The sequence below is a fragment of the Acidiferrobacter thiooxydans genome, assembly GCF_003333315.1.
Classification (GTDB): Bacteria; Pseudomonadota; Gammaproteobacteria; order Acidiferrobacterales; family Acidiferrobacteraceae; genus Acidiferrobacter; species Acidiferrobacter thiooxydans.
In genome coordinates, this window is the sequence record NZ_PSYR01000001.1 from 1269934 (window position 1) to 1287675 (window position 17742).

Consider the following 17742-nt stretch of genomic DNA (forward strand, 5'->3'; position numbering starts at 1 on the left):
GCCCGCGGTCGCCTTGGCGCATGCGGGCCGGTCCTTTATACTGCCGCGAACACATCGAGGGACGCGGGATGCAGTTGGGGCAGATGTTGGTGTTGGCGGTGGTTCAGGGCGTCACCGAGCTTTTTCCGATCAGTAGCCTAGGCCACAGCGTCCTCATCCGCACCATCCTCGGTTGGCACATCGCCAAGGCGAGCCCCGACTTCCTGCCGTTTTTGGTGGTCCTCCATGTCGGTACCGCAAGCGCCCTGCTGCTCTATTTCTGGCGGGATTGGCGCGACATCCTGGTGGGACTCTGGCGCGCGCGCGGGCGGGCGCGCAACGAGCACGCGCGGCTCTTCTGGTTGCTGGTGGTGGCGTCGATACCGGCGGGTCTCATCGGCCTTCTGTTCGAAAAGAAGATCAAGCTGCTGTTTGCCAATCTGCTGGTGGCGGCGACCTTTCTCATGGTGAACGGTGTCGTGCTCCTGATCGGCGATGTCTTGAAGAAGCGCCGTCCGGACCACACGCTTGAGCACATGAATTGGAGCAAGGCGCTCATCATAGGGGCCGCCCAGGCGCTCGCGCTTATACCGGGCATGTCGCGCTCAGGGGTGACGGTGGTAGCCGGTCTTGGCAAGGGCTTCGACTACGCAGTGGCGGCGCGCTTTTCGTTTCTCATGGCGACGCCGATCATAGGTGCGGCGGCGCTGCTCGAGGTTCCGAAGCTCTTTCGGATTACGGGCCACGTGGATCTCGGCGGGATCTTTCTGTCGGGCGCTCTCGCCGGGGTGTTCGCCTACCTCAGTACCTGGATCCTGATGCGCTATTTTCGCAAACAGGAGGTGCAGGCCTTGCGTCCGTTCGGCTATTACTGCCTGGCGGCCGGGGCCGCGGCGCTCGCCTGGTACTTTGTCTAGGCGCGTGTCGGGCCGTTATCTCACGGCCAGTGGTCGCCCGGTAGCCGGCAGGCCTGAGCGAAGTGTGGCGGGGTGAGGACGGTATCGCGCGCCGGGCGCGTGCGATCCGGTTCGGGGTAATCGCGCGAGTAGTGCAGGCCGCGGCTTTCGGTGCGCGATTGCGCGGAGCGAATGATGAGCTCGGCCACCTGCACGAGATTACGCAATTCGATCAGGTCGTTTGAGATCTTGAAGTTGGCGTAGTACTCGTGGATCTCCTGGTTCAGGAGCGCCACGCGGTGGAGGGCGCGCTCCAGGCGCTTATTGGTGCGCACGATACCGACATAATCCCACATGAAACGCCGCAGCTCTTCCCAATTGTGCGATACCACGACGCCCTCGTCGGCGTCGGTTACGCGGCTCTCGTCCCATGGCGGGAGCGCGACCGGCGGGTGGCTTGTGGCGAGGCCCGTGATGGCATCCAAGGCGGCGGCGCGTCCGAGCACGAGGCATTCGAGCAGCGAGTTGCTGGCCAGGCGGTTGGCGCCATGAAGCCCCGTGTAGGCGCATTCGCCGATGGCGTAGAGGGCGGCGAGATCGGTGCGGCCGCGCAGGTCGGTGAGGATGCCGCCGCAGGTGTAGTGGGCGGCGGGCACCACCGGGATGGGGCCCTGCGCCATGTCATAACCAAAGCCCAGGCAGCGTTCATAGATATTCGGGAAGTGATCGACGATGAACGCGCGCCCCTTATGGCTGATATCGAGGCCGACGGCATCGAGACCTAGACGTTTCATCTCGCTGTCGATGGCGCGCGCCACGATGTCGCGTGGCGCGAGTTCCGCGCGCGCATCGTAGTCGGGCATAAAGCGCGTCCCGTCGGGCAACAGCAAGAGGCCGCCCTCGCCCCGCACGGCCTCGGAGATCAGGAAGGATTTGGCCTGCGGATGATAGAGGCAGGTCGGATGGAACTGCACGAACTCCAGGTTGGCCGTGCGGCAACCCGCGCGCCAGGCCATGCTGATGCCGTCGCCTGTGGAGGTGTCGGGGTTGCTGCTGTAGAGATAGGCCTTGGAGGCGCCGCCGGTGGCGAGCGCGGTGAGGCGCGCGCCATAGGCGTCGACCGTCCCGGTGGTCTTGTTCAGGGCATAGAGCCCGAGGCAGCGGTTGGGCCCGCTTACGCCGAGTTTGGCGCTGGTGATGAGGTCGACTGCGATGTGATCGGTGAGGATATGGATGCGCGGGTGGGCCGCGGCCTTGGCGGCCAATGTGGTCTCGACCGCCCGCCCGGTGGCATCGGCGGCATGTACCACGCGCCGCTGGCTGTGGCCGCCCTCGCGCGTGAGATGGTAGCGGCCGTCGTGGGTGGTAAACGGCGCACCCTCGGCGATCAGCCAGCGGATCGCCTGCGGGGCATGCTCCACCACGAACCGTACCGCACTCTCCCGGCACAGGCCGGCGCCGGCATCGAGCGTGTCCTGGACGTGCGACTCGAACGAGTCCTCTGGACTCAGGACCGCGGCGATCCCCCCCTGCGCATAGAGGCTCGAACCATCGACCAAACCGTCTTTGGCAAACAGTGCCACGCGGCCGTGGTCAGCCAGATGCAGGGCCATGGTCAGTCCGGCGAGTCCGGAGCCTATGATCGCAAAATCGAAGTCATGGGGTTTGGGGTCTGCGGGTTTCTTCATCGGTGATGCAACGCGCCGGCGGGTTTTGCGCTATCATAGTGGCTTTGGTCCTTATTGCAAAACGAGTCGTCGAAGCGATAGATACGCCCACCTATGCCAACTGCCATGGATACCGCAAAATCTTTGCCGAGGAGCGAACCTTTTCCCATGGCCGTGGTCACTTACAAGTGGTAGGAAGCCCTTTGAACGACAACTCGGACCAGAGCCTCGATCAGGAACTGGTGGCGCGCGTCAAGAAGGGCGAGAAGGGCGCTTTCGATCTGCTGGTGCGTAAGTACCAGCACAAGATTGCGAAGCTCGTGGCCCGCTACGTGTACGACAGGACCGAGGTCGAGGATGTCACCCAGGAGGCCTTCATCAAGGCCTACCGGGCGTTGAACGGCTTTCGTGGAGAGAGCGCGTTCTATACTTGGCTGTATCGCATCGCGATCAATACCGCCAAGAATCATCTGGTGTTCCAGGGGCGGCGGCCGCCGTCTTCCGACCTCGAGGCTGACGAAATGGAGTTGGCCGAAGAAGGTTCGAGTCTGCGCGAGATTGCGACGCCCGAACACAGCGTATTAACCGATGAGATCGCACGCACCGTGACGCGGGTGCTGGAGGCCTTACCGGAGGATTTGCGGACGGCCATTACCCTGCGCGAGATAGAAGGGTTAAGCTACGAAGAGATCGCCGCGATCATGGAATGCCCCATCGGCACCGTCCGGTCACGGATCTTCCGGGCGCGCGAGGCGATAGACAAGGAATTGAAGCCGTTGCTTGAGCTGTGATGGGTCTTCGTGGGCGGAGAGGGTGTATGAAAGAGACACTGTCGGCGTTGATGGATGCGGAACTGGAGGCGAAGGAGCGCGGAAAGCTGCTGGATGTGGTGGTGGAGGACAGTGCGTTGCAGGCGCTCTGGGGCCGCTATCACATGACGCGCGCGATCCTGCGCGGAGAGTGGGACGGCAAGCCGCTCGCCGACCTGTCGGCGCATGTCCTCGCGGCGCTGGCCGAGGACGAGGCGGCGCCCGCGACACCGACCTTCTGGGGTCCGCTCGGGCGCCAGCGGGGATGGCAGGTGGCGCGTTTTGCACTCGCCGCGTCGTTGACCGCCGCCACCGCGCTGTTTGCGTTGCGCGTGGCGGTGGTGGGTACGCCATCGGCCGGGGTATCACCGGCGTCGGTCCAGACGGCGCTCGCATCACCCTTGCCGACGCCGCCACGTTACGTGGAAAGGGCGCACTGGCAGGGGCCCCAGTGGCGACGTCGGCTCAACGCCTTCCTGCTCGAGCATTCGGCGGTTGCGCCGCTTGCCGGGATCAATGGCCTCTCCTATGTCCGATTGGCGGCCTATAACGGCCCGCCGGCACAGGGGGTACGGAATAAGCCATGAAGGGTCGGCGGCCGCTGTGGGCCGCGGGCCTTGTGTTGATCAGCGGCGCAGCCTTTGCCGACAGTGCGCGTGTCTGGCTCGAACGTATGCAGAATGCCGCGCGTACTCTCAATTACACCGGTACCTTCGTTTATCGCCATGACCGCCTGTTGTCGGCCATGCGCATCGTGCATCGCGTGGCCCACGGCCGGGTGACCGAGCGTCTCACCACCCTCGATGGGCGTCGCCAGGTGATCATCCGTCGCCATGGACAGATCCAATGCTATTTGCCCCATGATCACGTGGAGTTCATCGAGCAGCGGGTCATGGCCTTGAAGGCCTTCCCGGCGCTCATACCCACTCACCTAAAGACCCTGCGCCGGTACTATGCGATTCATCTCGGCGGGCTGGGGCGCGTGGCCGGGGCGGTGGCGAGGCTCGTGGTGATCGACCCGCGTGACGACTTCCGCTATGGATATAGGCTGTGGGCGGACCGCAAGAACGGCCTGTTGCTGAAGGCCACGGTCATAAACCAGGGCGGCAAGGCCATCGAGCAATTTCTGTTCGCCCATCTCCATCTGCGGCGCACGATTCCCGCCTCGGCCGTTGGACCGATTGGCGTAGGGCACGCCGACACCTATAAAGAGGAACGGGGCGAGCTGTTTCCCGATCCCACGCCGACCTGGACGGTGACGCGGGTGCCTCCGGGATTTCGGTTGGCCATGCACCTCATGCGGCGCATGGCCGGACACAAGGGGATCGTGCAGCATCTGGTCTATTCGGACGGTCTCGCGGGGGTATCGGTATTCATAGGGCGGCGCGCGCCGCGCAAGCCGGTCCATGCGCAGCTCTATCGCCTGGGGGCCTTGCACGTCTTTCGCGCGGTCGTGGACCATAGGATGGTGACAGCACTTGGGGATGTACCGACCTTGACGGTCGAGACCATGGCGCTGTCGGTGCGACCGCTCACCCGGAGGCTCGGGCCCGCGGCGCCCTGAATGGACGGGGGGTTTCAAAGGATGGTCATGATCGCGCGCAGGATGATGCTGTCGGTTTGGTTCATGGTGATGACGGCGGGCAGCGCGGCGTGTGCGGCGCGCTTGCCCGATTTCGCCCACATCGTGCGCGAGAACCGCGCGGCGGTGGTCAATATCAGCAGCACCCAGGTCATGAAGGGCGTGGTGCCCGGATTCGGGTTCGGTGCCCCCGAGGGGCCCGGGGGGCCCGGGGGGCCCGGGGTCCCCTCGAACCCGCTCTTTCATGGCCTGCCGCACGACAAACAGGCAAACCCGCAGCAGTTCGTGACCAAGTCCCTGGGGTCAGGCTTCATCATCGCGTCCGATGGCTACATATTGACATGCGCGCATGTCATCGACCACGCCACGCAAGTGATCGTGAAGCTCGCTGACAATCAGGACTATGTGGCGCACGTGGTCGGCCTCGATACCAAGAGCGATGTGGCGCTCCTGAAGATCCCCGCGACGCATCTCGCGACTGTGCATATCGGCCATGTATCGCGCCTGCAGGTGGGTGACTGGGTGCTCGCCATAGGGGCTCCATTCGGGTTCGAGAATTCGGCCACGTCCGGGATCGTGTCGGCGATCGGGCGCAATCTCCCGGGCTCCGATTATGTGCCTTTCATCCAGACCGATGTACCGATCAATCCCGGCAACTCCGGCGGCCCGCTGTTCAACACCCGCGGCCAGGTCATCGGCATAAACTCGCAGATCTACAGTCGCACCGGTGGCTTCATGGGCCTGTCATTTGCGATCCCGATCAATCTCGCCCTGCGCATAAGCCACGACCTGAAGACCAACGGGCATGTGCAGTGGGGCTGGCTTGGGGTCACGATCCAGGATGTGACACGCAAGCTCGCGGCATCGTTCGATCTGCCCAAGCCCTATGGGGCGCTGGTCTCCGAGGTTCTGCCCGGCAGCCCGGCCGCGCATTCGCGCTTACAGGCAGGTGACGTCATCGTGCGCTACGACGGCCATCCGATCACGCGTTCGTCGGAGCTCCCGCCGCTCGTGGGGTTTAGCCCCATCGGCACAACCGCGCATCTCGAGGTCATCCGCAATGGCCACCCACAGACCCTGTCGGTGGTGGTCGGGGCCCTGCCCGAGACCTTGCCGGTGAGCTACACGCGGCCGTCGCATAAGCCGCGCCACAATGCCTCGCTCGGGCTTGCGCTGCGCGATCTCACCGTCCATGAGCGGCGCGAACTCGGTGTAAGCCGGGGGGTGTTCGTCGACGGGGTGAGCCAGGGCCCCGGCGAGAAGGCCGGTATTGCGCCGGGCGATGTAATCCTGAGTCTCGCGGGCCACCCGGTGGCGAGCGTGTCGGCGTTCATGACGATATTGGCGCACGTCCCGTCGCAGCACCCGGTCCCGGTACTTATCCACAGGGATGGGAGTTCCGTGTTCCTGGCCCTGACCAAATAGTTGGTGTGACCCGCGAAACCCGGTATGATGCGGCAACACGCCCGTGACCGGTTTTCGCGGTAAACATCCACGCATCAAGGCCAAGCTTGCAAGATCGCATTCGAAACTTTTCGATCATCGCCCATATCGATCATGGCAAGTCGACGCTCGCCGATCGCTTCATTGAATTGTGCGGGGGTTTGAGTGCGCGCGAGATGGCAAGCCAGGTGCTCGATTCCATGGACCTGGAGCGCGAGCGCGGCATCACCATAAAGGCCCAGAGCGTCACGTTGCGCTATGTCGCGCGCGATGGCCTGACCTACGAGTTGAACCTCATCGATACCCCCGGACACGTCGACTTCTCCTACGAGGTATCGCGCTCGTTGACCGCCTGTGAAGGCGCGCTGCTGGTCGTCGATGCCGCGCAAGGGGTGCAGGCGCAGAGCGTCGCCAATTGCTATACCGCCGCCGAACTCAATCTCGAGATCGTTCCGGTCTTAAACAAGATCGACCTGCCGGCCGCCGATCCCGAGCGCGTGGCACGCGAGATCGAGGACATCATCGGCGTGCCGGCTGCCGGTGCCATCCGCGCGAGCGCCAAGACCGGTGAAGGCATACGCGACATCCTGGAGGCGATCGTGGCGTTGGTGCCACCGCCGCAGGGGGATGAAGCGGCGCCCTTGAAGGCGTTGATCGTCGATTCCTGGTTCGATGCCTACCTCGGCACCATAGCCCTCGTGCGCGTGGTCGATGGCGTGCTTGCCCGCGGCCTGCGCGTGCGCATGATGGCTACGGGCCGCGACTACGATGTGGAACAGGTCGGGGTGTTCACGCCCAAGCGTCAGGCGGTCGAGGCGCTGCACACAGGCGAGGTCGGATACGTGGTGGCCGGCGTCAAGGACGTCAAGGGGGCGCGGGTGGGCGACACCATCACCGAGGCCAGGCGCCCGGCCGCCGCGCCGCTGCCCGGGTTCAAGGAGATCAAGCCGCGGGTGTTCGCCGGCCTCTATCCGATCGAGGCCGGGGATTACGACGGCTTTCGCGAGGCCCTGGACAAGCTCAAGCTGAACGACGCGTCTTTGCATTTCGAGCCCGAGACCTCGGAGGCGCTCGGTTTCGGGTTCCGGTGCGGCTTTCTCGGCATGCTGCATATGGAAATCATCCAGGAGCGCCTCGAGCGGGAATATGGCCTGAACCTGATCACCACCGCCCCGACTGTGATCTACGAGGTGGAGACCGCCAAGGGGGAATGCCTGCGCATCGACAATCCGGCGCGCCTGCCCGAGCCCGGCAGCGTACGCGAGATCCGCGAGCCGATCATCGCCTGCCGCGTGCTGGTGCCCCAGGAGTATCTGGGTCCTGTGATCCAGCTGTGCGTGGAAAAGCGCGGGGTGCAGACCGACCTGCGGTTTCTCGGGCGCCAGGCGATGCTGTCCTATGAGTTGCCGATGAACGAGGTGGTCATGGACTTCTTTGACCGTCTGAAGTCCCTGAGCCGTGGCTACGCCTCCTTCGAGTACGATTTCCGGGAATTCCGCCCGGCCGATCTCGTGCGCGTCGATGTGCTCATCAATGGCGACCGGGTCGATGCGTTGTCGATCATCGTCCATCGCGCCCAGAGCCAGTATCGCGGACGCGAACTCATACACCGTCTGCGCGAACTCATACCGCGCCAGATGTTCGATGTCGCCATCCAGGCGGCGATTGGCGCGCACGTCATTGCCCGCGAGACGGTCAAGGCGTTGCGCAAGAACGTCACGGCCAAGTGCTACGGCGGCGATGTGAGCCGTAAACGCAAACTTCTCGAACGTCAAAAAGAAGGAAAAAAGCGTATGAAACAACTCGGATCCGTTGAAATCCCCCAAGAGGCGTTCCTCGCCGTGTTGCGGGTCGATAAATAACATGCTGCTCGACGACTTTTCGGAGTGGCTCGTCGGCCTGCTCTTTTTGAGTGGCATCCTGTGGGCGATCGATGCCGTGGTGCGCAAGGACAAGACCAAGCGGCCGCCGCTGTATGCCGAGTATGCGCGGTCGTTCTTCCCGGTCATCCTGGTGGTGCTTTTGATCCGGTCGTTTGTAGTCGAACCGTTTCGCATCCCGTCTGGGTCCATGATTCCGACCCTGCACGTCGGCGACTTCATTCTCGTGAACAAGTTCGCCTACGGTCTGCGGCTGCCGATCCTGCACACCAAGATCCTGTCGGTGGGCGAGCCCAAGCGTGGGCAGGTCGTGGTATTCCGTTATCCGAAGAACCCGTCGATCGACTATATCAAGCGCATCGTCGGGCTCCCGGGGGATCACATTGCCTATATCAATAAGCAGCTCTATATCAACGGTAAGCTGATCCCGCATTATCACAAGCGGCCTTACCTGTATACCGAGCAAAATGGTCAGGTCCTGGAGGCCTATCGGTATACGGAGAAGCTCGGAAAGATCAAGCATCACATCATCCTGATCCCGGGGCTCACCCAAAAGCCCATGCATTTTGTCGTGCCGCCGCACGAGTATTTCGTGTTGGGCGATAATCGGGATTTGAGCGATGATAGCCGTTACTGGGGCTACGTCCCGCAAAGGAACCTGGTTGGCCAAGCGTTCCTCATCTGGTTTAGCTGGAATACGGCGCATGGCGGCGGCGTGGATTGGAAGCGGATAGGGCGTAGCATCCCCTAAAGAATATAAGGAGAACATCCGCGGGAGGGCTTATGGCGTGGCGAACGGAGCGCGGTGCGTCGTTATGGAGTGCGCTGATATGCGTGATCGTCATCGGATTCTGGGTGTTTCTGGGCTTCAAGATCGGGCCGTCCTATCTGGACAATTGGCAGATCGAGAAGGCGCTTGCGAGTGTCGCCAAGCAGCCGGGGGCGGCATCCATGGGGCGCAGCGAACTGCGCGCCGCCTTGCGGCGGGAGTTCTCGGTAGGCTACGTAAGCCATGTCTCGGTGCACAGGGATCTGCATTTCCAGCGTACCGCGCAGGGGGGGCGCGTCATGGTCTTCCTTTACCATGTGCATATACCCATCATGGCTAATATTGCCGCGGATCTGCGCTTCGACGACCGACATGCGGTGACCGGCCGTTGACCGGGGAGGCGCGACTGTTACAGCGCTGGGGATACGTGTTTCGCGATCCCGAGCGGCTCACCCAGGCGCTGACCCACCGCAGTTACGGGGCATGCAACAATGAGCGCCTGGAGTTTTTGGGGGACGCCGTCGTGAATCTGGCCATGGCCGATGCCCTGTCCGCGCGCTTTCCCGATCTTACCGAAGGGGAACTGACGCGGCTGCGCGTGCGCCTGGTGCGTACCGAGACCCTGGCGGCGGTGGCGCGCGAGATCGGTCTGGGAGGCTTTTTGCGGCTCGGCGGCGGGGAATTGAAGAGCGGCGGCTTCGACCGTGACTCGATCCTGGCGGATGCCTTGGAGGCGGTTGTCGGGGCCGTGTATCAGGACGGCGGCTACGAGGCCGCGCGCGCCATGCTGCTCGATCTCTTTGCCGGCCGGCTATCGGGGATCGAGGTCCATGCGCAGGTCAAGGACGCCAAGACCGCCCTCCAGGAGTTTCTGCAGGCGCGGGGCCGCGAGCGGCCGCGTTACGATCTCGTGGGTGTGACCGGACAGGATCACGAACAACACTTCGAGGTCGCCTGCCTGGTGGCTGGGCTTGCGCCGGTGCACGGCCGAGGCGCGACCCGTCGTCATGCCGAACAGGAGGCCGCGCGGTTGGCGCTGAAGCGGTTGGGCGGCCCATGAGCGCCTACCGGAGTGGCACGATCGCGGTCTTCGGGCGCCCCAATGTCGGTAAGTCGACGCTCATAAATCGCCTGCTCGGGCACAAGCTTTTGATCACCTCCCCGAAGCCGCAGACCACCCGCCATCGCATCCTCGGGATCAAGACCACCGCGGACGCGCAATTTTTGTATCTCGACACCCCGGGCCTCGTGTGGGGCGGAAAGGGGGCCTTGGCGCGGCAGATGGATGGTGCCACGGCCTCGGCGCTCGCCGAGGCCGACTGCCTGGTGTTGGTGGCGGCCTGCCCGCGACTGCAGGACGATGATGAGCGGGCGCTCGATTTCGTGAAGGGCCTGCGCGGCGACCGCCCGCTGATCCTGGCCTTGAACAAGGTCGACCGCATGGCGCACAAGGAGGCCTTGCTGCCGCTTTTGGCAGCGCTCGCCGAGCGCCGTATCGCCACCGAGATCGTGCCCCTGTCGGCGCGCGATGGCAGCAATGTCGAGGCCCTGGAGGCGGTGATCGCGCGCGCTCTACCGGAGCGCGAGGCACTCTATCCCGAGGATCAGTTGAGTGACCGCAGCGACCGCTTCGTGGCCGCCGAATTCGTGCGCGAGCAGGTGTTCCGGCGGTTTGCCCAGGAGATCCCCTATGTGACGACCGTGGACATCGAATCGTTTCGTGAGGAAAAACATCTGGTTCGCATCGAAGCGATAATCTATGTCGAAAAGGAGGGCCAGAAGGCGATCCTGGTGGGGCAGGGCGGGGCCGGCCTCAAGGCGGTGGGCAGTGCCGCCCGGCGAGCGCTCGAGCGCCATCTCGGACGCAAGGTCTATCTCGGGCTGTGGGTGAAGGTGCGGGGTGGCTGGTCCGATGATGCGCGCGCCTTGCAAAGCCTGGGTTATGGGAGCGACAATTGAATTATGCGCACGGACAGCGAACGCGGCTTTGTTCTGCATCGTTACCCTTATGGGGAGACGAGTCTGCTGCTTGAGGCATTCACCCATGGCTGCGGGCGCGTGGGGCTTGTGGCACGCGGTGTGCGCCGGCCCGGCAGGGCCTTCGCTGGGGCCCATCTGCGGCCCTTCCAGCCGCTGCTTCTGAGTTGGTCGGGGCGCGGGGAGCTCGGGACGCTCACGCGCGCCGAGGCCCCGGAGATGGCAATTGGGCTCAAGGGTAATGCCGTGTGGTGCGCCTTTTACGTGAATGAGCTCGTGCTGCGGCTCTTGCATCGCCACGAGGCGCATGCCGATCTTTATGGCGCGTATGACGATGTGTTGCGCAGGCTCGCGGAAGGGTGCTGCCAGGAACAGGCCTTGAGAATATTCGAGAAGCGCCTGCTAGCCGGCCTTGGATACGGATTGGCGCTTGCCCATGATGCGCACACCGGGGAACCATTGCGCGCCCACCGGAGCTACCGCTATCTCCCAGACGAGGGCCCCGTGGCCGACGACGGCGATTCCCGGGGTGTTGCGGTCAAGGGCGCGACCCTGATCGCATTGGCGCACGAGGCACCTCTCGATCCGGAGCAGTTGCGCGAGGCCAAGTCCTTGCTGCGCGTGGCGCTTGCCCCCTTGCTGGGAGATAAGCCCCTGTATACGCGCAGCCTCTTTCGCAGCATGCAGTCGCGCCCATAAATGTCCTGGCAACCCGGCCACGGACGGTCTCCCGAGGTCTATGGGGCATCCCCTATCGCCGACGGAGCCCGTCCCCGGGCGCCGGGCCAAGTCCGGGCTGTGCGGCCCATGATGCGAGCGACGGGCGCATCAACACACCTTATATCTCCCGCGACGCGGGGCGCGGGTAGGCTACGAGGACCCCCATGAAGCTTGGCATCAACATCGACCATGTGGCCACCTTAAGGGCGGCACGCAAGACCCGTTATCCCGACCCGGTGCAGGCCGCGCTCGTGGCCGAGCAGGCCGGGGCGGACGTGATCACCCTGCATCTGCGCGAGGACCGGCGCCATATCCAGGAGCGCGACGTGATCTTGCTCTCGGGGATGCTGAGTGCGCGCATGAATCTCGAGATGGCGGTCACAGACGAGATGCTGGCGATCGCCGCGCGCGTGCAGCCGCAGGATTGCTGCCTCGTGCCCGAACGACGCGAGGAACTGACGACCGAGGGCGGCCTCGACGTCGCAGGCGCCGAGGATAAGGTGGCGGCGGCTTGTGCGCGATTGGCCGAGGCGGGTGTGCGGGTCGCGCTTTTCATTGACCCGGATGCGCGCCAGGTCGAGGCCGCGGCGCGTTCGCGCGCGCCGGTGGTGGAGTTTCATACCGGCACCTATGCCGATAGCAAGGGGACCGAGCAGGCGCGCGAGTACGAGCGGTTGCGTGAGGCGGTGGCGCAGGCGCGTAGGCTCGGTCTTATCGTGCATGCCGGACACGGCCTGCATTACCATAATGTCGAGGCGGTGGCCGCGATCCCGGGTGTGGTCGAACTCAATATTGGGCATGCGATCATCGCGCGTGCGGTGTTTACGGGTCTCGGGCCAGCGGTGGCCGAGATGAAGCGGCTCATGGTTGCCAGCGCTTCGCCCCTGTGATCCTCGGGATAGGCACCGATATCGTCCAGGTGGCGCGGCTCAAGGCGGGTCTGGCGCGTTTCGGCGAGCGTTACGCGCATCGCATCCTCGATGATGGCGAATATGGCGAGTTCGCGACCAGTGCGCGCCCGGAACATTTCCTGGCCAAGCGCTTTGCCGCCAAGGAGGCCGCCGCCAAGGCCCTGGGTACCGGGTTTCGCGGGACGTTTGGCCTGCGCGACATCCGCGTGACACACGATGGCCTGGGATGCCCGCGGCTGGTATTGGCAGGCGGGGCCCACGCGCACGCCGCGCGACTCGGGGTGCGCGCTATGCACATCACCTTAAGCGACGAGGCCGACTATGCGGTGGCGTTCGTGATATTGGAGGGCCCTTGAAGCGCCCGCCGGCGGTGCCGGAGCCTGCAAGGTCCTCGGGTCCCGGGTATAGGCATTCGAACGCGAACGACGGGCGGCACAGGAGGCTGCTATCAGATTACCCCCGTACGGCGCCCCGGCGCGGTGCCCTCTTTACTTCTTGCCGCCGGCGGCCTTGACGACCGGGGGGCGCCCCTCGAACAGGAAGGCGCGCATCATGGCCTCGATGTCGTTTTGGGAGTCGGGGTCGGCGGTATTGAGATGGTGGTCATTCATGAGCACCGACAGCTGGTCCAGCCACTGGCGCCAGGCCTCTTGCGAGACCTCGTCATAGATGCGCTGGCCGAGTTCGCCCGGATAGGGGGGGCGCTCAAGACCGGGCGCGCTGCGCTTCAAGACCCGACACTGAACCATGCGCACGGCAGACGTCCTCTGTAAGTTCGGTATTGCCAGTATAACGGAGCGCGGGGCCCCTTAGGAAGGCGCCCTTACGAGATGTCGCGGCGGGCGCTATACTGGCGCTTTCCGAAGGAGGTCCTCATGGGGCAAGAACAGGCGGTGGTAAGCAGCATGCCGGTGTTTCCGGCACAGCTCACAGACGAGATCCAGGTGACCGGTCCGGCGCAGACGAAACTGGGCGAGATCGTCGCGCAGGCGGCGGCGGACGGGGTCATCGGTATACGCGTCTATGTCTCGGGCGGAGGCTGCAGCGGTATGACCTATGGCATGGTGATGGCCGAGGCTGAAGGGCCGCGTGATGCCGTGTGGGCGAAGGATGGCCTGAAGATCTTCGTGGATGCGGTGGCCTTGAGCTATCTGGAGGGCGCCGAGATCGACTACACCGAGGATGGTGAGCCACGCTTCCTGTTCCGCAACGTGTTCGCGCGCTCCGGGGGTGGTGGGGCATGCGGCGGGTGCGGTGGCGGCGGGTGCGGGAGCCATTAAGGCGACCGCGACTCCTGCTCATAGCGCCGTTCGGGTCCTACCGGACGGTGCCGTTTCTGGCCGCCGCCGGCGCACGCGCGGACGTGGTACTGGTCAGCGAGGGGGCGGCGAATGTGGTGAGCAGTGGACTCCCCGGTCTGCGCCTGCCCTTGCACGACCTCGATGCCTGCGAGCGCGCCGTGCGCCAGGAGATGGATCGCGGGGGGCCCTTTCAGGCGATCCTGGGGCTCGACGACTGGGGGACCGAGGTCGCCGGCGCGCTCGCCACGCGTCTCGGGCTTGCCGCTAACCCGCCGCAGGCGCTCGCCATCGCGCGTCGCAAGGACCGGGCGCGCGCGGTCTTGCAGGCGGCCGGCGTCCCCGTTCCGTGGCATCGGGTGCTGGCGCTCGATGATGCGCTACCGGCGCTCACCGACCTTCCCTATCCGCTGGTGTTGAAGCCGGTCGCGCTAGCGGGCAGCCGCGGGGTGATGCGCGTGGACGACGAGCCGGGGTTGCGCGCGGCGATTGTGCGGCTGCGTGCCATCCTCGGACGCGATCACCGGGCGGTATGGAACCGCGCGCTCATCGAGCGCTTCGTGCCGGGTTTCGAGATTGCGCTCGAGGGCCTGCTCGTGGGTGGCGTCTTGCGTACGCTCGCGATCTTTGACAAGCCCGAGGCCCTCGATGGACCGTTTTTCGAGGAGACCTATTACATAACCCCCTCGCGACTGGATGCCGCGACGCGTGAGGCGGTGCGCGACGTCGTGGAGCGCGGCGCGCGCGCTTATGGCCTGCGCGAAGGCCCGATCCATGCCGAGTGCCGGTTGAACGCCGAAGGCATATGGGTGATCGAGATCGCGGCGCGCACCATAGGGGGTTTGTGCGGGCGATTGCTGCGCTTCGGGACCGGGCTGTCGCTCGAGGAGCTCATCGTGCGTCACGCGTTGGGAGAGGAGGTGGCGGTGGGCGCGCGCGCGGACGCCGCGGGTGTCCTCATGATCCCGATTCCGGGGCTTGGCCTCCTGAAACGCGTCGAGGGGCTCATGGCCGCCGATCGCGTGCCGGGGGTGGTCGAGATCGTGATCGATGCCCGCGAGGGGCAGGAGCTCGTGCCGTTGCCGGAGGGGGCGAGCTATCTCGGTTTTATATTCGCCGAGGGCCCCGACCCGGCGACGGTCTACGAGGCCCTGAAGACCGCGCATGGCCACCTGCGTTTCGTGTTGGCGCCGGTGTGGCGCCCGACGCTTATGCCGGCGGGGGAAGCTGCGGCTGACGCAACCATGACTGCCACAGCGATGCCGCGAGCATGATGAGCAGGGGGCCGGCGATGACCCCCACCAGCCCGAATACCTTGGCCCCGCCGAGGATGCTGAGCAGCAAAGCCATGAACGGCACTGAGCTCTCCTTGCCGGTCACAAGCGGACGCAGCAGCAGATCGGCGGCGGTGATGACCGCGGCCCCCCAGGCGGCGGTAAGCAGGCCGGCAAACACATGGCCTGTGAGCATGAGCCAGCCACACACCAGCGCGAGTACGGCACCGGCACCGAACGGGATCGCCGACAGCAGGGCGGTGGCGATCAGCCAGATCGACCACAGGGGCATACCGGCGAGCCCGTAGCTAAGACCGATGAGCCCCCCTTCGACCAGTCCCACGCCGATGACGCCGAGCATCACCGAGCGCGCCGCATCGGCGGCGGCGGTAAGCACCTGCTGGCCGCGCGGACCCCATAGGGTCTCGGCGACCCAGATCAGTTCCGCACGCATCTTCTCGCCGCGCAGGGCGAGCGAAAACACCACGGCGCTCGCGATCAGGGTATGCAGCAGAAAGATCCAAACATGCCCGAGGCTTGCCTTGATGAGGTCCGAGTGATTGCCGAGATAATGGACGAGGACGTTGGCATTGAGCTTATGGAGGTGCCGCGCGAGCCACGGCCCGATGAAGCGTGCATGGGCGAGTTGCGGGGGCACGGTCACGAGCGGCGCGCCGCTCTTCCAGCGCGCGATGCGCGGCGCGAGTTTGGCGGCGAGCGTCTGGATGACAAGCCAGGATGGCAGCACGATGACCGCAAGCCAGGTCAAGGCATGCAGCGTGGCCCCGCCCCAGCGCGGCAGGCTTAAGGCGCGTTCGACGGCGAGCTGTACGCGCCAACCCACGGTACACAAGACCGCCCCCATGAAAAGCGGCACGAAGTAGGGGCTCAAAGGGTAGAGCCCGATGGCCAGCAAGGCCGCGAGCGCCACACGCCCGTACCAGGCGTTGCGCATCAGGCGCAAACCCAGTGGGTTACGGTGCGATGGGTCGCGGCCGGCGCGCCGATGCCGGTGTCAGCGTGCGATGATGCGTCGTCCCTGGGTGTTTTGCGTAGGCGCGCCCGGCCACAGCGTGCGTCGCAACGGGCCGACGCCTCATGTGTGATGCGAGAATGTTTCACGCTGTGCCCTCCATTGCCCCGGCGTCGAGTCTGTGATGGCCACGAGTCTATCACAACGTAAGACAGGCCCGGCGCGCCGCAGGGGCGTGGGAGGGGCCGGCGTTTGGGGCATCGTGCGGGGCGCACGGCCAGGCCGCCTGCGCCAAGCCCAGGGGTGCGAGTCTTGAGCCATCGCGCTTCGCTAGCAGGCTGCATCCCGCGTGCACGCTTGGCCCCGGTAGTGTGGTGGGCGTGCCTCGAGTGCTGCCACTGGGCGCATGCGCCTACGCGCACGGGGTGTACGGGCACCTGCGAGGCCACCGCGCCATCCCGATCAAGGCGGTTCACGCTTGCCGTCATAGCAGGGCGCACAGGAAAAACTCAGGACATCTGGGGCCCTCTCAGGACCTGGGGAGGCGCATGACGGGGTCCTGGCTTGGCATCGCCCGCGGTGGATTTCCGTGTGGGCCTCAGCTAGGCTTTAAGCCCGGTGCGCAGGCCATAAGCCCCCGGTCGTCAGGGTTTGCTAGGGCGGCGTGCGCGGGGAGATGAGGGCGCCAAGGCGGCGTGGTACACGGCAGGGAGGCCTTTGATCGGAGGTCTCATGTCGGCGTCGTACGCGATCATTCGTCCTGGCGACATCCTGAAACGCCCCAAGGGCCTGCACGAGCATGTCGGGGTGGCGTGGTTCGACGGCCGGGTATTGCACAATAGTCCGCGCCGAGGCGAGCATCTGTCGAGCGTCGATGAGTTTGCGGCCGGACGCGCGGTACGCGTGCAGCCGACGCCAACACACTATCGTAGCCGCGTGCTCGCCAATGGTGCAGCGGTCTTGCGGGCGCCCCGCGGCTACCATCTCCTGTGCAATAATTGCGAACATACCGCCCACTATGTGGTGCATGGGCGACCGATGAGCCCGCAGCTCCTGGCCTGGACGGTGATCGCTCTATTCGGCGCGTTCGTCGCCTTGCGATAACAAAATGATACGGCGGGGCCGTTCTTCGCGGCCGCCGATGGGTTATGCTGGAGTCAAGTTTGGTGTCTCGAGAGGGATGGAGATGGCCATAAAGCATCCTTTTGTCACAGCCGCCGTGCTGGTCGGCAGCCTGTTCGTTGTAGCCGCCCGCGAGGCGTATGCGATGCGCCCGGTGGCGTGGACCATGCACCCGCAACTGCTTCAGGTCGATGATGACGATGACGACGGCGGGGACGACTGGTTCCCGCTATGGTTCGGCTTTCGCGCCTTTGCCCCGCGGCGACGGGTCATCATAGAACGCAATTACTATCCGCCTCCGCCGCCGCCGCAGCCGACCTATTATTATTACTGCCGGAACCCGCAGGGGTACTATCCGCGCATACCGAACTGTCCGAGCGGCTGGCTGCGTGTCCTGCCGCCGGGCGATGCCGGTCCCCCCTAACATGGCCGGCGCAGGGAT

Annotated in this window: 20 protein-coding genes; 17 read left to right on the plus strand and 3 right to left on the minus strand. The window is 65.0% G+C overall.

The annotated features are described in order from the left end of the window. Positions 1–68: 68 nt before the first annotated feature. A complete protein-coding gene (locus C4900_RS06335; protein ID WP_065971228.1) occupies positions 69–896 on the plus strand; it encodes an undecaprenyl-diphosphate phosphatase in 828 nt (275 codons plus the stop codon). Positions 897–916: 20 nt separating this feature from the next. On the opposite strand, the gene nadB is transcribed toward C4900_RS06335, so the two are convergent. After that, complete coding sequence (gene nadB, locus C4900_RS06340) at positions 917–2563, minus strand: L-aspartate oxidase (protein WP_114282682.1); 1647 nt, start codon at positions 2561–2563, stop codon at positions 917–919. Positions 2564–2745: 182 nt separating this feature from the next. Here nadB and rpoE point away from each other — a divergent pair, with 182 nt between their 5' ends. The 12 genes from rpoE to acpS all read left to right on the plus strand — a co-directional run bounded on the left by rpoE (position 2746) and on the right by acpS (position 12989). Next, positions 2746–3333 carry an RNA polymerase sigma factor RpoE gene (gene rpoE, locus C4900_RS06345; RefSeq protein WP_065971221.1) on the plus strand — a complete coding sequence of 196 codons (588 nt, stop codon included), beginning with the start codon at positions 2746–2748 and terminating at the stop codon, positions 3331–3333. Positions 3334–3359: 26 nt separating this feature from the next. Further along, positions 3360–3938, plus strand: coding sequence for a sigma-E factor negative regulatory protein (locus tag C4900_RS06350; protein WP_065971220.1), 579 nt, complete (start codon positions 3360–3362; stop codon positions 3936–3938). Next, entirely contained in the window at positions 3935–4915 is a 981-nt protein-coding gene (locus C4900_RS06355; protein ID WP_114282683.1) for a MucB/RseB C-terminal domain-containing protein, read from the plus strand. Before C4900_RS06350 ends, C4900_RS06355 begins: the two co-directional genes overlap by 4 nt. 27 nt (positions 4916–4942) lie before the next feature. Beyond that, positions 4943–6358: a Do family serine endopeptidase gene (locus C4900_RS06360; protein WP_211306797.1), complete on the plus strand. Its 1416-nt coding sequence runs from the start codon at positions 4943–4945 to the stop codon at positions 6356–6358. A gap of 86 nt (positions 6359–6444) precedes the next feature. Beyond that, the gene (gene lepA, locus C4900_RS06365; protein ID WP_083995962.1) at positions 6445–8238 is read left to right on the plus strand and encodes a translation elongation factor 4; all 1794 of its coding nucleotides are present in this window, start codon (positions 6445–6447) and stop codon (positions 8236–8238) included. A gap of 1 nt (position 8239) precedes the next feature. Beyond that, positions 8240–9007, plus strand: coding sequence for a signal peptidase I (gene lepB / locus C4900_RS06370; RefSeq protein WP_065971217.1), 768 nt, complete (start codon positions 8240–8242; stop codon positions 9005–9007). Between the two features lie 32 nt (positions 9008–9039). Continuing rightward, positions 9040–9417, plus strand: coding sequence for a DUF4845 domain-containing protein (locus C4900_RS06375; RefSeq protein WP_065971216.1), 378 nt, complete (start codon positions 9040–9042; stop codon positions 9415–9417). Next, a complete protein-coding gene (gene rnc, locus C4900_RS06380) occupies positions 9414–10085 on the plus strand; it encodes a ribonuclease III (protein WP_114282684.1) in 672 nt (223 codons plus the stop codon). The genes C4900_RS06375 and rnc overlap by 4 nt, the downstream gene beginning before the upstream one ends. Next, a complete protein-coding gene (gene era / locus C4900_RS06385) occupies positions 10082–10984 on the plus strand; it encodes a GTPase Era (protein ID WP_065971214.1) in 903 nt (300 codons plus the stop codon). Before rnc ends, era begins: the two co-directional genes overlap by 4 nt. A gap of 3 nt (positions 10985–10987) precedes the next feature. Next, entirely contained in the window at positions 10988–11701 is a 714-nt protein-coding gene (gene recO, locus C4900_RS06390; protein ID WP_114282685.1) for a DNA repair protein RecO, read from the plus strand. A gap of 185 nt (positions 11702–11886) precedes the next feature. Further along, a complete protein-coding gene (gene pdxJ, locus C4900_RS06395) occupies positions 11887–12612 on the plus strand; it encodes a pyridoxine 5'-phosphate synthase (protein ID WP_065971212.1) in 726 nt (241 codons plus the stop codon). After that, the gene (gene acpS / locus C4900_RS06400) at positions 12609–12989 is read left to right on the plus strand and encodes a holo-ACP synthase (protein WP_114282686.1); all 381 of its coding nucleotides are present in this window, start codon (positions 12609–12611) and stop codon (positions 12987–12989) included. The genes pdxJ and acpS overlap by 4 nt, the downstream gene beginning before the upstream one ends. Before the next feature lie 132 nt (positions 12990–13121). Here the strand turns inward: acpS and C4900_RS06405 are convergent, their stop codons facing one another. Then, positions 13122–13382 carry an oxidative damage protection protein gene (locus C4900_RS06405; protein WP_065971209.1) on the minus strand — a complete coding sequence of 87 codons (261 nt, stop codon included), beginning with the start codon at positions 13380–13382 and terminating at the stop codon, positions 13122–13124. 126 nt (positions 13383–13508) lie between these two features. Here C4900_RS06405 and C4900_RS06410 point away from each other — a divergent pair, with 126 nt between their 5' ends. Together C4900_RS06410 and C4900_RS06415 are read left to right on the plus strand one after the other, a co-directional pair. Further along, entirely contained in the window at positions 13509–13913 is a 405-nt protein-coding gene (locus C4900_RS06410; protein ID WP_170132439.1) for a HesB/IscA family protein, read from the plus strand. Continuing rightward, on the plus strand, positions 13874–15205 hold the full coding sequence (locus tag C4900_RS06415) for an ATP-grasp domain-containing protein (protein WP_114282687.1): 1332 nt from the start codon (positions 13874–13876) through the stop codon (positions 15203–15205). The genes C4900_RS06410 and C4900_RS06415 overlap by 40 nt, the downstream gene beginning before the upstream one ends. Here the strand turns inward: C4900_RS06415 and C4900_RS06420 are convergent. Then, positions 15141–16160, minus strand: a complete 1020-nt coding sequence (locus C4900_RS06420) for an AI-2E family transporter (RefSeq protein ID WP_065971206.1) — start codon at positions 16158–16160, stop codon at positions 15141–15143. The genes C4900_RS06415 and C4900_RS06420 overlap by 65 nt on opposite strands. 750 nt (positions 16161–16910) lie before the next feature. Here C4900_RS06420 and C4900_RS06425 point away from each other — a divergent pair. Both C4900_RS06425 and C4900_RS06430 read left to right on the plus strand, forming a co-directional pair. After that, positions 16911–17282, plus strand: coding sequence for a hypothetical protein (locus tag C4900_RS06425; RefSeq protein ID WP_065971204.1), 372 nt, complete (start codon positions 16911–16913; stop codon positions 17280–17282). An 82-nt stretch (positions 17283–17364) separates the two neighbouring features. Next, positions 17365–17724, plus strand: a complete 360-nt coding sequence (locus C4900_RS06430; RefSeq protein WP_141689313.1) for a hypothetical protein — start codon at positions 17365–17367, stop codon at positions 17722–17724. The last annotated feature ends 18 nt before the right edge of the window (positions 17725–17742 follow it).

Coding starts and splice junctions, on each gene's coding strand:
- C4900_RS06405 (WP_065971209.1), bottom strand. CDS start 13,382: ATGGTTCAGTGTCGGGTCTTGAAGCGCAGCGCGCCCGGTCTTGAGCGC.
- C4900_RS06425 (WP_065971204.1), top strand. CDS start 16,911: ATGTCGGCGTCGTACGCGATCATTCGTCCTGGCGACATCCTGAAACGC.
- nadB (WP_114282682.1), bottom strand. CDS start 2,563: ATGAAGAAACCCGCAGACCCCAAACCCCATGACTTCGATTTTGCGATC.
- C4900_RS06420 (WP_065971206.1), bottom strand. CDS start 16,160: ATGCGCAACGCCTGGTACGGGCGTGTGGCGCTCGCGGCCTTGCTGGCC.
- C4900_RS06375 (WP_065971216.1), top strand. CDS start 9,040: ATGGCGTGGCGAACGGAGCGCGGTGCGTCGTTATGGAGTGCGCTGATA.
- C4900_RS06355 (WP_114282683.1), top strand. CDS start 3,935: ATGAAGGGTCGGCGGCCGCTGTGGGCCGCGGGCCTTGTGTTGATCAGC.
- lepB (WP_065971217.1), top strand. CDS start 8,240: ATGCTGCTCGACGACTTTTCGGAGTGGCTCGTCGGCCTGCTCTTTTTG.
- C4900_RS06360 (WP_211306797.1), top strand. CDS start 4,943: ATGATCGCGCGCAGGATGATGCTGTCGGTTTGGTTCATGGTGATGACG.
- era (WP_065971214.1), top strand. CDS start 10,082: ATGAGCGCCTACCGGAGTGGCACGATCGCGGTCTTCGGGCGCCCCAAT.
- C4900_RS06415 (WP_114282687.1), top strand. CDS start 13,874: ATGCGGCGGGTGCGGTGGCGGCGGGTGCGGGAGCCATTAAGGCGACCG.
- pdxJ (WP_065971212.1), top strand. CDS start 11,887: ATGAAGCTTGGCATCAACATCGACCATGTGGCCACCTTAAGGGCGGCA.
- C4900_RS06350 (WP_065971220.1), top strand. CDS start 3,360: ATGAAAGAGACACTGTCGGCGTTGATGGATGCGGAACTGGAGGCGAAG.
- C4900_RS06335 (WP_065971228.1), top strand. CDS start 69: ATGCAGTTGGGGCAGATGTTGGTGTTGGCGGTGGTTCAGGGCGTCACC.
- C4900_RS06430 (WP_141689313.1), top strand. CDS start 17,365: ATGGCCATAAAGCATCCTTTTGTCACAGCCGCCGTGCTGGTCGGCAGC.
- C4900_RS06410 (WP_170132439.1), top strand. CDS start 13,509: ATGGGGCAAGAACAGGCGGTGGTAAGCAGCATGCCGGTGTTTCCGGCA.
- recO (WP_114282685.1), top strand. CDS start 10,988: ATGCGCACGGACAGCGAACGCGGCTTTGTTCTGCATCGTTACCCTTAT.